The organism is Vibrio sp. 1751 (assembly GCF_033339895.1).
Lineage (GTDB): Bacteria > Pseudomonadota > Gammaproteobacteria > Enterobacterales > Vibrionaceae > Vibrio > Vibrio alginolyticus.
On record NZ_JAWOVM010000048.1, the window covers coordinates 1 to 13,002 of the forward strand.

11 protein-coding genes are annotated in these 13,002 nt (G+C 46.7%); 3 read left to right on the plus strand and 8 right to left on the minus strand.

What is annotated here, in order from left to right; genetic code table 11:
* The 3 genes from R7041_RS14995 to R7041_RS15005 all read left to right on the plus strand — a co-directional run.
* Positions 1-1,425: sodium-dependent transporter (locus R7041_RS14995; RefSeq protein WP_318074664.1), on the plus strand; the 1,425-nt coding region annotated here is incomplete at its 5' end.
* 81 nt (positions 1,426-1,506) lie between these two features.
* A complete protein-coding gene (locus tag R7041_RS15000) occupies positions 1,507-2,199 on the plus strand; it encodes a TIGR01621 family pseudouridine synthase (RefSeq protein ID WP_025766861.1) in 693 nt (230 codons plus the stop codon).
* Positions 2,200-2,230: 31 nt separating this feature from the next.
* Positions 2,231-3,172 carry a class I SAM-dependent methyltransferase gene (locus tag R7041_RS15005; RefSeq protein WP_064368054.1) on the plus strand — a complete coding sequence of 314 codons (942 nt, stop codon included), beginning with the start codon at positions 2,231-2,233 and terminating at the stop codon, positions 3,170-3,172.
* 213 nt (positions 3,173-3,385) lie between these two features.
* Here R7041_RS15005 and R7041_RS15010 read toward each other — a convergent pair whose 3' ends face one another.
* The 8 genes from R7041_RS15010 to R7041_RS15045 form a co-directional block, all read right to left on the minus strand.
* The gene (locus R7041_RS15010) at positions 3,386-4,441 is read right to left on the minus strand and encodes a hybrid-cluster NAD(P)-dependent oxidoreductase (protein ID WP_064368058.1); all 1,056 of its coding nucleotides are present in this window, start codon (positions 4,439-4,441) and stop codon (positions 3,386-3,388) included.
* Between the two features lie 81 nt (positions 4,442-4,522).
* Positions 4,523-6,184: a hydroxylamine reductase gene (hcp, locus tag R7041_RS15015; RefSeq protein ID WP_042522020.1), complete on the minus strand. Its 1,662-nt coding sequence runs from the start codon at positions 6,182-6,184 to the stop codon at positions 4,523-4,525.
* A gap of 174 nt (positions 6,185-6,358) precedes the next feature.
* Entirely contained in the window at positions 6,359-7,888 is a 1,530-nt protein-coding gene (gene norR, locus R7041_RS15020) for a nitric oxide reductase transcriptional regulator NorR (protein ID WP_064368061.1), read from the minus strand.
* A 202-nt stretch (positions 7,889-8,090) separates the two neighbouring features.
* Positions 8,091-8,570 carry a glycine zipper 2TM domain-containing protein gene (locus R7041_RS15025; RefSeq protein ID WP_031778989.1) on the minus strand — a complete coding sequence of 160 codons (480 nt, stop codon included), beginning with the start codon at positions 8,568-8,570 and terminating at the stop codon, positions 8,091-8,093.
* Between the two features lie 123 nt (positions 8,571-8,693).
* A complete protein-coding gene (locus R7041_RS15030; RefSeq protein WP_005378090.1) occupies positions 8,694-9,305 on the minus strand; it encodes a CDP-alcohol phosphatidyltransferase family protein in 612 nt (203 codons plus the stop codon).
* On the minus strand, positions 9,298-9,945 hold the full coding sequence (locus tag R7041_RS15035; RefSeq protein ID WP_042522013.1) for an ATP-binding cassette domain-containing protein: 648 nt from the start codon (positions 9,943-9,945) through the stop codon (positions 9,298-9,300). The genes R7041_RS15030 and R7041_RS15035 overlap by 8 nt, the downstream gene beginning before the upstream one ends.
* A complete protein-coding gene (locus R7041_RS15040; RefSeq protein ID WP_064368062.1) occupies positions 9,911-11,620 on the minus strand; it encodes an ABC transporter permease in 1,710 nt (569 codons plus the stop codon). The genes R7041_RS15035 and R7041_RS15040 overlap by 35 nt, the downstream gene beginning before the upstream one ends.
* 9 nt (positions 11,621-11,629) lie before the next feature.
* Positions 11,630-12,790: an ABC transporter substrate-binding protein gene (locus R7041_RS15045; RefSeq protein ID WP_042522009.1), complete on the minus strand. Its 1,161-nt coding sequence runs from the start codon at positions 12,788-12,790 to the stop codon at positions 11,630-11,632.
* Positions 12,791-13,002: the final 212 nt, after the last annotated feature.

Below are 13,002 nucleotides of genomic sequence, written 5' to 3' on the forward strand. Positions count from 1 at the left end.
ACAACTAATACAGCAGCACCACGTGATACGTGGGGGTCTAAACTAGGCTTCGTAATGGCAGCAGCGGGTTCCGCTGTCGGTTTAGGCAATATATGGAAATTCCCTTACACAGCAGGTGAGAGTGGCGGCGGTGCATTCGTTGCTATCTATCTTATCTTTGTAATTTTTATCGGCTTTAGCGTGATGCTGACAGAGTTCGCTATTGGTCGTAAGACAGGTCTTTCTGCCGTAGGTGCATTCAAAACAACTGACCGACGCTGGACGTTCACTGGCGTTATGGGAGTCTTCAGTGGTCTTTTGATCATGGGCTTCTACCCTGTGGTTGGTGGTTGGGCATTGGCCTATATCTTTAAAGTGGGTGGTGGTCTACTCAGCGCGCCAGAAGCAATTGGCGACAGCTTTGGCGGTTTCATCTCAGATCCGATTCAACCTTTAATGTGGATGGGTGTTTACCTGTTCCTTAACGTCATGATTGTGATGAAAGGGATCTCGGGTGGTATTGAGAAAGCTGGTAAGGTTCTGATGCCGCTTCTGTTCTTAATCCTAATCGTTGTTTCTGTTAAAGGCTTGATGCTGCCAGGTGCAATGGCTGGTCTTGAGTTCTTATTCATGCCGGACTTTTCTAAAGTCGACAGCAATGTGGTTCTTGCTGCTCTAGGGCAAGCGTTCTTCTCACTTAGCTTAGGTATGGGTTGTATGATGACGTACGGTTCTTACCTGAAGAAGAAAGAGAACCTAGTTCAAACAACCGGTATGGTTACAGCGATGGATACTGGTGTCGCGATTCTTGCTGGTGTTGCTATGTTCCCAGCAATGTTTGCCTTTGGTATGGAGCCTGCGGCAGGCCCTGGTCTTGTATTCGTTGTCGTTCCTCAGCTATTTGCTGAAATGGGCGGTGTGATTGGGTTGCTATTCGCGTTGCTATTTTTCATCGGTTTGACGGTGGCGGCATTAACTTCTTCAGTATCATTATTGGAAGTTGTCGTGTCTTACCTAATCGACGAGAAAGGCATGAAGCGCTCTAACGCAGTTCTGTCTGCAAGCGCAGTTATGGCGGCATTATGTATTTTTGCGTCACTATCGTTAGGTGGAATGGGACCAACGCTGTTTGGTACCGGTGCCTTTGATATTTTCGACTTGCTAACGGACAAAATCTTCCTAGCGGTTGGTGGTATGTTGGTTTGTATCTTTGCTGGATGGCGCCTAAGCCGTGCTGAGCTAGAAAAAGAGATCACTAATGACGGCGAAGTATCCTTCCCGCTATTTGGATTGTGGTACAACCTAGTTAAATACCTGATTCCTGTTGCGATTGCTATTGTTGCCTTTATGGGGATTAAGTCTGGCTTTGATAGTGGCAAAGGTGAAATCATGCTGCTGGGTATCGCAATCATTGGCCTTGCTGGCATTTTCTCTAAGAAGCTTTAGCAAAGACCTTGGGGCAAGCCTCGATAGCTTTGTCCGGTAACTTATGTATACTGCTGGCTCCAAACGTGGAGCCAGTTTTTTATGTTCGATATTCTACATACCCATCCCGATTTTCTGATCATCAATAAGCATCCCAACGTCTCTGTTCATAAAGACGATGGCGACACAATGCTGCTGCAAGAAGTGGCTAAGCAGAGTGGTGATGAGCAGCTTTATCTTATCCATCGCTTGGATAAAATGACATCGGGTATTCTGCTCCTCGGACGCAACGCCAAAGCGGCTAGTGCGTTATCGCAAGCTTTTGCTGACCGCCAAGTGGAAAAGTTCTATCTGGCGATTGGCTCTAAAAAGCCGAAAAAGAAACAAGGTTTGGTCGTTGGTGATATGGAGCGTTCGCGCCGTTCATCATGGAAGCTGGTCAACAGCAAAAATAACCCAGCCGTCACCCAGTTTTTCTCTCTTGCGGCAGAGCCCGGAGAGCGCCTATTTTTATGTAAGCCACACACTGGTAAAACGCATCAAATCCGCGTGGCATTAAAATCGGTTGGCTCAGGTATTGTTGGCGACCCGATTTACAATGCAGGCAATGAGGCTGATCGCGGTTATCTGCATGCATTTTCACTTTGCTTCCAATACCGAGATGAGCAATATCGCTTTGTTTGCGACCCACGAGAATACCAAGTGCTGGGTAACAAATGGCTCAGTGAAATAGTCTCTCAGGGTTTGGATACTTGGCTTTCCCCTTGGGAACTGAACTGGCCTACGATCAAATAACCGTCACAAAGAAAACTAATAAGAGAACTCGATGCAAGCATCACAACTTCCGCTGTTCTTTCAGCATCTAGAAACCGAGCTCGCGCAAGCTCCTAACGAAATTCGTCGACTGTTTCATGGTCGTGGCCGTCGTTTTGAGGGCCTAGAGCAAATCACCTGTGATTGGTTACAAGGTCAGGTGATTATCAACTTGTTTAAAGAAGTCGACGACGCGTTTCTCGCTGAGCTGAAAAACGGCCTCAATGCGTTGGCACAATCACCACTGTGGGCAGACAAGCAAGGTCGCACTATGGTTCTTCAGCACCGTTATGCCGATGGTGCGCCTTCAGAAGTGCTTGTCGGTGAATTAGACGCTCGCCCTGTCGTTGAAGAAAGCGGTTTGAAATACCAATTGGATATTGGCCGCAATCAAAACTTCGGTCTGTTTTTGGACATGCGCTACGGTCGTGATTGGGTACGGGAAAATGCGAAGCATAAAAACGTGCTTAACTTGTTTGCTTACACGTGTGGCTTTTCTGTCGCTGCCATTGCGGGTGGCGCAGATAAAGTGGTTAACGTCGACATGGCAAAAGCGTCGCTGTCTAAAGGTCGTGAGAACCACAAGCTAAATGGTCATAACATCAACCAGGTAAGCTTTATGGGGCACGATATCTTTAAATCGTGGGGTAAGATTAAGAAATCTGGTCAGTATGACTTGATTATCATCGATCCGCCTTCATTCCAGAAAGGCAGCTTTGCGCTGACTAAAGATTACAAAAAGATTTTACGTCGGTTGCCGGATTTGTTGGCAGACGGTGGTCAAGTGATGGCATGTGTGAACTCGCCATCTGTGACAAGCGACTTCTTGATTGAAAGCATGAAAGAAGAAGCGCCAGAGTTGACATTCCGTGAGCGTCTGGATAACCCGCCAGAGTTTATGGACGTAGACAGCGAAGCAGCATTGAAAGTGTTGTTGTTTAGCGAGAAGCAATGACGACGAAACGAAAGTTGTACCTATCTATAATACCAGCCGTTTGAGTACGGCTGGCATTTCCGCGATACCCCGTCAATCTGAATAGCGAGACGCGAGTGTGATTCAGAGTCTATTATCAGAATGAGTTATTCTTAACACGCTGATATTAGGTTCCTGATCTCGCCTAGGCTCGCCGGAATGACGGGAAACAATAAAAGATCGATACCAGCAGCATTAACCGATCTGCACTTCAAGATCCGCTTCGATGGTTGATGAGCAGGCGAGCACATAGCCTTGTTCAATTTCTTCTGGCGTCAATGTTTCTAGGCTGGTGGAAGAGACGTTGCCTTTACGAACCTTGCATTTACACGAGCCACAAATCCCGCTTCGACAAGCGACGATTAATGGTAAACCTGCGCCTTCGAGCACATCGGCCAGTACCTGACCTTTTTGCGCATCGATGCTTTGAGCAAAATCAGGAACAGAAACGTTAACCGTCTCATCGGAGACCGATGATTCTGCGCCAGTCGCTGGCGTAAAACTCTCTTGGTAGAAGTTCGTCATGTCAAAACCAAGATCATTCAAATAGCCGTGAACATCTTGCATAAACTGGCTTGGACCACACAGGTAAACGATGCGTTGCTTGAAATCAGGAACAAGCTCTTTAATCCATTCGGCATTCAAACGACCTTGTGGGTGTGACGTTCCTTCGCGGTTTTTCAGCAACAGCTTTAAATGGAAGTTGGGATATACGGCGTCTAACGTTTCTAGCTGATCGTAGTAAATCGTCTCTTCTGGGCTGCGTGCGATATGAAGAAATGCGATGTCCACATCGTTGTCGTTTTCATCTTGATTACTCAGCCAGTGTTTTGCCATCGAAAATACGGGCGTGACGCCGCAACCTGCACTGATAAGCAAGGCTTTTGTTTCGCCATCACGTAAAACGGGTGGATGGTCAATGCAGTTAAATTCGCCCGCTGGTGGTAATGCTTGAACGGTATCACCAAGCAGCAGCGAGTCAACGATGTAGTTCGATACTTTACCGCCAGATACTCGTTTGATGGTGAGTTGAAGGTGATCGTCTTCATTGATCGAGCTGATTGAATAGGCACGAAACTCCATTTTTCCATCAATTTCCACGCCTAAGTTAATAAACTGGCCAGGCTTAAACTGAAACAGAAGTGACTCGGTTAGTTCAGCCAATTTGATGCTGACGGTGTCGTGTGTTTCGAAGTATTTGTCGATGCAACGGAGTGTGACGGGTTGGTTACCTTGCCATTCAAAAAACATAACAATCTCTTTGGTTGTGGCTATTTTTGGTTCGAAATAGATAGCGCCTCCGCGTAAGGAGGCGCGTAACAAGCAAGTTTATTAAGCTGCTAGGATGGCTTTTAGATCATCCTGAACATTGCCAATACTGCGCATATCGAACTTCTCTTGGATGATGGCGATTAGGTTTGGCGTTAGGAATGCCGGTGCAGTAGGGCCTGTGTAAATGCCTTTCACGCCCAATGCAAATAGCGTTAGCAAGATAACGATCGCTTTTTGCTCGAACCAAGAAAGCACAAGCGTGAGTGGTAGTTCATTGATATCACAGTCAAACTCTTTCGCCAGTGCAAGTGCAAGCTGGATTGCAGAGTAAGCATCGTTACATTGGCCCACATCCAATAGGCGAGGGATGCCGTTGATATCTCCGAACGTATTCTTGTTGAAGCGGAACTTACCACACGCCAAGGTCAGGATTAGCGTGTCTTCTGGCGCTTCAGCCGTAAAATCGGTGTAGTAGCTGCGTTCCGCTTTATCACCATCACAACCGCCGACTAGGAAGAAGTGTTTGATGTTGCCTTGCTTCACTTGGTCGATAACCGCAGGGGCGGCGTTCATCAGTGCATTGCGACCAAAACCAACCGTGATGTGGTGTTCGATTTCATCGTGTTGGAAACCGTCTTGCGCTAGAGCACATTCAATCACTTGGCTAAAATCATCGCCTTCGATGTGAGCCACACCAGGCCAGCCAACAATACTACGAGTGAATAAACGGTCTGCGTATTGACCCACATTTGGATTCAACAAGCAGTTTGACGTCATTACGATTGCGCCAGGGAAGTTTGCGAATTCTTTCTGTTGGTTTTGCCATGCGCTGCCGTAGTTGCCGACAAGATGAGGATATTTCTTCAGCTCAGGGTAGCCGTGTGCAGGCAGCATTTCACCGTTGGTATAAACGTTAATGCCTTTGCCTTCAGTCTGTTGCAGGATTTTTTCTAGGTCATGCAAATCATGGCCAGAAACAAGAATACATTTGCCTTTTACTGGCTTGACGTTCACCGAGGTTGGTTCTGGATGGCCGAAGGTCATTGTTTCACCTTGGTCGAGCATTTCCATCACTTTGTAGTTCATCAGGCCGATGCGCATTGAGCAATCAAGTAGTTCACCAAGATCTTCAGGGTCTGTACCCAACCACGCCATGATTTCATGGTATTCGGCATAGATATCGTTGTTGGTTTGCTCAAGAACACGTGCGTGCTCCATGTATGCTGCGGCACCCTTAAGGCCGTATAGGCAAAGTAAGCGTAGGCCAATAACATCTTCATGTACTTGGTCCTTACCACGGTTAACCGCGACTTGAGGAGCAAAAGCTAAGATTGCTTCTGCGCTATTTGGTAGCTCAAAGTGAGCAACAACAGGGATGTCAGCAACTTCGGTATCGGCGAGTGTTGCAGCAGACATTACTTGCTCTTTTAGCAATGCTTTGTACGTTGCCGCTTGAGAAGTTAGCTCTAGGACACGTTCAGGGTCAAAGTTTACGTTCGTCAATGTAGAGAAAAATGCCTTTGGTGCCCATTGGTTGATTTCATCGTTAATGATGTTGAATTCAAGTGCTTTTGATGCCCAAAAAGAAACCCCTTGCAGTGTGTAAACCAACACGTCTTGAAGGTCAGATACTTCAGAAGTTTTACCACACATACCTTGTGCAAAAGAACAACCTTTAACAGCAGGGGTTTGAATTGTCTGTTCACATTGAATACAGAACATATTGGGTTCTCCAGTGATTGTTTTAATAGTCGTGATGTTGACCACTAGAGAGCAGAATGTGTGCCAATTATTATCTTGTTGATTTGTATTGAATTTTATCAGATTTAGGAGAGTGGTTGATGTAATTAAGACAACGCAGTTGATGTCTTAATCACATCGACTTCTTGTGGTCGGTTATTTATTGATCCCGAGCTTTTTACCCATTCGATATAAGTTCCCGCGATCCATTTGCAAAAACTCCGCTGCTTTTGCCCAAACGCCACCAGTTTGGCTTAAAGCATGTTCAATTAAATCACGTTGATAGCTTTCTATCAGTTCTCGCATTGGTTGGCTTTCTTTGGGTAAATAATGCGATGTGTTTTTTACATCACCGAGAGCCAATAAGGTGTCGAAATGGTTAAGCATGATCGTGCTTGCGCCTTGTTGAATGGCGTGCAAAGCCGCGCGAGTTAAAGTATGTTCGAGCTCGCGCACGTTTCCGTACCAAGGTGAAGATTCCAATTGAGTCAACACTTTAGGATGAACGTGCAGATTGGGTGCATTGAATTGTTGGCGTACTTTTTCCAACAAATATCCTGCTAAAACGGGAATATCCCCGTTACGGGCACGCAGTGGGGGGACTTGGATTGGGAACACGTTCAAACGGTGGAAAAGGTCAGCTCGAAACGTGCCAGATTCGACCTCTTTTTCTAATTGTCGATTGGTCGCGGCGATGATGCGCACATTGACCATCAAATGCTGATCGCTACCTACACGTTGCAGCTCGCCTTGCTGAATTACGCGCAGCAATTTTGCTTGCAAAATCAAAGGCAGTTCGCCCACTTCATCAAGGAAAATCGTTCCACCGTCTGCCAGTTCAAACTTACCGGCACGGTGGCTATTAGCACCTGTAAATGCGCCTTTGACATGGCCAAACAGTTCACTCTCAGCCAGACCTTCTGGTAAAGCCGCACAGTTGACGTAAATCATCGGCTTATCGCTACGATGAGATTGCGCGTGTACCGAGTGCGCGACCAGTTCTTTACCAGTTCCGGTTTCTCCTAAGATAAGTACCGCGTAATCTGATTGAGCAACAGTCGCAATGTTGTTTCGTAACTGGTTGATCTGCGGACTCAAACCCACCATTTCGCCATGTTGAGAACGGGCTTGCTGGATAAGGGTTTGAGTGACGCTTTTTTGCTTCTGGTTTTGCGCTTTGAGTGCTTTTAACTGAGCAATGTTACGCAATGTCGCAGCGGTCAATGCCGCAAAGGTTTCGATAGCGACAGGATCGATGCCATCAAACGCGCCCACCGTTAGTGCATCCATCGTTAGTGCGCCAACAAGTTGGCCTTCGACATACAAGCTAAAGCCCATGCAATCGTGAACATCAATGCATTGGTCTTCAGTTAATAGTGTGCCGTCGAAAGGATCCGGCAGTGAACAATCGGCATCGAAACGCACCGGTTCACCGCTATGAATAATGGCATCTAAGCGAGGGTGCGCCTTGGGGAAATAGCGACGACCTAAGACCGAGCTGGATAAGCCTTTTACCGCGACAGGAGTTAGAAAACCATCCTCATCGAAGATAAACAGGCAGCTCGCATCACATGGGAATACTTGCGCGACCCCATCAATGAGATTTTGATATTGCTGCTCGTGAGAGCGATTTGAGCTGAGGTTTAGCGCGATATTAAGGAGTACGTGGTCAACAGTCGGAGTCATAACAAGCCCAAAGTTATCTGGAATGGGCTCATGCTAGCAACTTGATGTCATTTGAACATCGAAAGGTGTGGGAGATTGATGCTCCATTGACGACGATCAAGTTTGATACGAAAAGAAACGCGCAAGTTAACAAGCCAGTGATGTAAGCTTGCGCGGGTTAGGTGTTTGAATTAAAGCAGGCCAAAGGTTTGGTTCGTCCGAATTAACGAGGAACGACTCTAGCGTCATTACCAGAAACATTGATTTGGACCGCTTGGCCTGGTTGGAAAATCATGTTTGGATTTGCTTCTTGAACAATAGAGATAATCTTTCCGTCCTCTAAACGAATGGTCAGATTCACGCCATTTCTTTTCGCGGTTGCTTCAGCCGCTTTGCTGCCTGCATAGCCACCCAATAGACCACCACCAATGGCAGCGATATCCGAGCCAGAACCGCCCCCAACTTTTGAGCCTAAGATCCCGCCCACGGCAGCACCAGCGATGGTGCCAATGGCATTGGATTGGGTAGAGGCATCAATGGTTACGGGTTCTACTTTTTCTACTGTGCCGTAGTAAACCTGCTGAACTTTGCGAGTGTCGGATGAGCCGTATGCATCTCCGTACGGGTTAGGTGAGCTACAGCCGCCAAGCACGAGCACACAAGTAATGGTGAGCAACATGCCTAAATTGATCTGTTTTTTCATATAGCCTCCGAATGGTTTCTTCATTCAAAGAGTATATACCCCAATTTAACCTGCGTTTTGGTGCTTTATAAAACAGTGGCTTAGCGGCCTGTCCCTTAAGGAAACGCGATTGTCTAAGCAGTATTAATGATCGTTAAGCGTATGAAACCCTGAATAAATACGTGTAAAAGTAGTAAACCAGCATGCCGCGCCAAAGATATACGCGATGACGGCAAAGTGTTGCGGTAGCAAACAAAATAAAACCAAGCAGCCAATGGTTTCTGTACCTTCGGTTAAGCCGCTCATGTAGTAAAGCGATTTGTTTTTATATACCGGATTATCGATGCCTTGTTTTCCTGCCATGATGGCAAAAGCCAAAAAGCTACTACCAGTGCCGATGAAGGAAAAAATCAAAAATGCGCCTGCAACGGCATTGTGTTCTGGGTTGGCAAGCACAAAGCCAAAAGGAATCAACGAATAGAACAAAAAATCTAAGCTGATATCAAGAAAGCCACCCGCATCGGTAATGCCTTGAATCCTTGCCAGTGCACCGTCTAACCCATCACAGATTCTGTTCAGCAAAATAAACAGCAACGCCAACAAGTACTGTTCGGCGATCAAAGCAGGCAGGGCAAAACAGCCAAGCACAAAACCAAATATTGTCGTCTGATTTGCGGTGATGCCACATTTATCGATATATGTCGCACTGAGTGCCAGCGGTTTGCGGATGAGCTTTATACTCAGGCTATCAAGCATGATTTGTCTCCCACGGCCAGTTTAGGCAGCGGCTGCCATCAGGAATATCATCTTCATCGTGCGTTACCATCAAAGTAGGAATGTTCGCTTGCTGCAATTGTTCGACCACCCAATTGCGAAATTGTACACGCAGGTCTTTATCCAACTTGCTATAGGGCTCATCAAGTAGCGCAACTTTCGGCTTTGCTAGCAGCATACGAGTCAATGAAATACGGGCGCGTTGCCCTCCCGAAATTTGGTCAGGAAAGGACTCTGCTAGTTTGGTCAATGAAATGTTCTTCAGCGCTTGCATAGCGTGAGCTTTACGCTCTTCACCTTTGATTGAGTTTGGTAGCGCGAAGGCAAGGTTCTCCCACACCGTTAAATGAGGGAAGAGCAAATCTTCTTGGAATAGAATACCGACCTGACGCTTATGGGCAGGGAGGGCATCCAACTTTTCGTTATCAAGCGTAATGGATCCAGAGTAGTTGAACTCGGCGGATAGGTGCCCGGCAATGGCATCCAACAAAGTGGATTTACCACAACCACTTGGTCCCATCAGAGTAACAATTTCACCTTTCTCTACGGTCATGTTGAACGCTGAAAAAAGCGCGTCACCATTGGTTTTACGGATGGCGAGGTTTTCGAGACAAAGACTCATTCAGTAGTAAACCTTTTATAGACAAGCGGCGATACTTCCTGTGCAAGTGGCTAAGCAGTATCGCAAAAGAGAAGAACAAGAATGGCAGCAGAGCTTGCCAAATGGCGTAAATAGCGGTGACACGTCGGTCAAAACCACTGGATAGTGCAACGGCTTCGGTTGTGATGGTGCTAATGCGCCCAGCCCCTAGAACTAATGTAGGTAGGTATTGCGCTAGGCTGACACTAATACCGACAGCCCACGCGAATGCAATTGCAGGCAGGAGGATTGGCAGTTTCACTTTTAACCAAGCTTGCATCGGTGTTTTACCCAAGCTGAGTGCGACGCGAGTTAAGCTGTTATCGAAGCTGCGCCACGGCCCGTCTAGCGAGAGGTAAATAAATGGGAATGCGAAGAACACATGCGCCCAGCATACCCAAAAGAAATACGCGTTACTGTTTAAGTACAGCGTCACTACTTGCATACCGAATAGCACGGATAGCTGAGGAATCAGCATTGGGATGGCGATGATGTAACCGGGCACCTGCCAGCGATAACGAAGGCGATACTCATGTGCGATCAAGGCAAGGGCTAGAGCGACAGTCGCGCTGATAACGGCAATCAGCATGCTCTGTTCCAGCGTGCCAAGAATACTGTGCCATTCGTATTCCCAAAAACGCAGGCTGTAACGGCTTGGGAGCAAATCTGGAAAGCGCCAACGTTGAGCAAAGCTCCACACCACCATGAGTGGAATCATTAGAAGTGCAAGTAGCGCGACCAGTGAAAATAGGGTTTTACCGGGTAAACGAAAACCGTTTCGACCAGAGTACTGCCAGCGTTTGAAGCCTTTGGTAATACACCATTCCATTAAGCGTGCAAATCCAATCAAAAGGCTAGCGATCGCAAACAGTATTACTGCGCCAGCGGCAGCTCTTGGTAGGAGCGATAAATCTGGATCGTTAAACCATTGCCATACCAAAACCGCAAACGTGGGTGGGTTGGTAGGGCCAATAATCAGGGCGACATCGACAACGGACAAACTGTAAGCCAATACCGCCAGCATTGGGAAACGAAGTTTTGCTAACCATTGCGGAAATACGCATTTCCACCACGCTTGCGCGGAACTGTAGCCCATCGAGTGACTGACTTTTTCAACCTTATCGACTTTCAATTGCTGAAGGATCGGAATACTCATCAACAATAAAAACGGCACTTCTTTAATCGCAAGCATGATGACCAAACCGAGTGCATGTGGGTCCTTAATCAGCAATGCTAAGTCATTCACCGTTTGTGCATTCGGGTCGTAACCAAACAGTTGGTTGAGAACACGAACGCCCATACCAGTTGGGGCAAACAAGAACGCAAAGCCAATTGCAAACGCGACGTGCGGCATCGCGAGAAGTGGGGAAAGGCTAACTTCAATTTTTCGCCAAAACTTACTGCCCCAAGAGGCTTGTAGAATTGCAAATGCGATGAAGCAAGCCAAGTAGCTACTGAAAATGGCGGAGTAGAAAGTAAGCCCGATGGATGTCCAAACACCTTCCCAATCAAAGACGGCATTGAAGCCATCAAAAGAAAAGTGGTGTAGACCGATAGGAGGTACATAACCGAGCGCAGATACCACCACTCCAAGTAGTCCCGGAATGGTAGGCAAAATACAAACTGCGATAATGACTAAATACAGCGCTCTTAACATGGATTCTTACTAATTCCCGTAGCGTTTCAACCATTCTTTTTCTAACGCCGCTTGCCAACTTGGATGTGGCTCAGCGATAGATTTGAATTGTTGAGTGTTTTTGGCCGAACCAGTTAGGTATTGGTTGCTTAGTACCGAAGGGTCGCCCCAGATGTTTAGGTTACCTTTGCGAGACTGTGCTTCAGGGCTCAATAAAAAGTTTATCGCAACTTGTGCACCAGCACTGGCATTTGCGTTCCAAGGAATCGCTAAAAAGTGGATATTTGAGAGTGCTCCTGCGTCCATGGCGTACGCTTTGGTGCTCTCTGCAAGATTACCGCTCGACTGCGCAGAGAAAACCGCGTTCGGGTTAAAGGTAATCGCCAGGTCAGTCTGACCATCATCTAGTAGCTGAAGGGTTTCTGCTGTACCACCTGGAAACTGCTTACCACCGCGCCAAGCGACTTTATGGAACTCATCTAGATAAGACCACAGCGGTTGAGTGACTTGCTCAAACGTGTCATCGGTAACTGGTTGTTGCAGCTCAGGGGCGTTGTTAGACAGTTCAATGAGTAATGCTTTGATAAAGCTTGTGCCATGAAACTCTGGTGGTCGAGGGTAAGTCAGGCGATTCGGGAACGCTTTTGCATAGCTCAGCATTTCTGCGAATGATTTTGGAGGGTTATGGAGGGTTTGCTCGTCATGGATAAACACTAATTGTCCTACTCCCCAAGGTGCTTCTAGACCTTCTGTTGGCTCGGAGAAGTCCACATCAATTGGTAGAGATTTATCCACATATTGCCAGCTTGGCAAACCTTCGACAAAAGGACCAAATAGCAATTGGTTATCCTTCATTGATTTGAAGTTTTCGCCATTGATCCAAACCATATCAACACTGCCACCGCTGTTTTTGCCTGCCGCTTTTTCTGCGATAAGTCGAGTAGTGGTCTCAGAAATATCAGTTACTTTAACGTGGTTTAGCGTCACGTTATAACGTGATTTTAGCTCTCTACTCGCCCACTGTATGTAGCGATTAATTTCTTGGCTTCCGCCCCAAGCATGAAAGTAGACGGATTGCCCGTCGGCTTGCTGTTCGATTTTTTGCCATTCGCTATTCACTGATGAATCGGCAAAAGAAGGTGTCGCAAAAGTCGTGGCTAAAATGCCAATGCTGCTGAGTAGCTTTTTCATATCTATTCCGTGTTATGTCTTTTGGTTCTTGCTTTCGTTTCTATTGACGTTTTCGCAAGTCGTTCCGCTCTGTTACAAGGATAGTAATTCATCTCTCTCTATTATCAATGCCAATCCCAAACGGAATCACTCATTGATTCAAAGAATTACTCTCAATGTGAAGCAAAACGAATAAAGGACAAATTTGGTGTCATTTTAGGAGCGGACCGTTT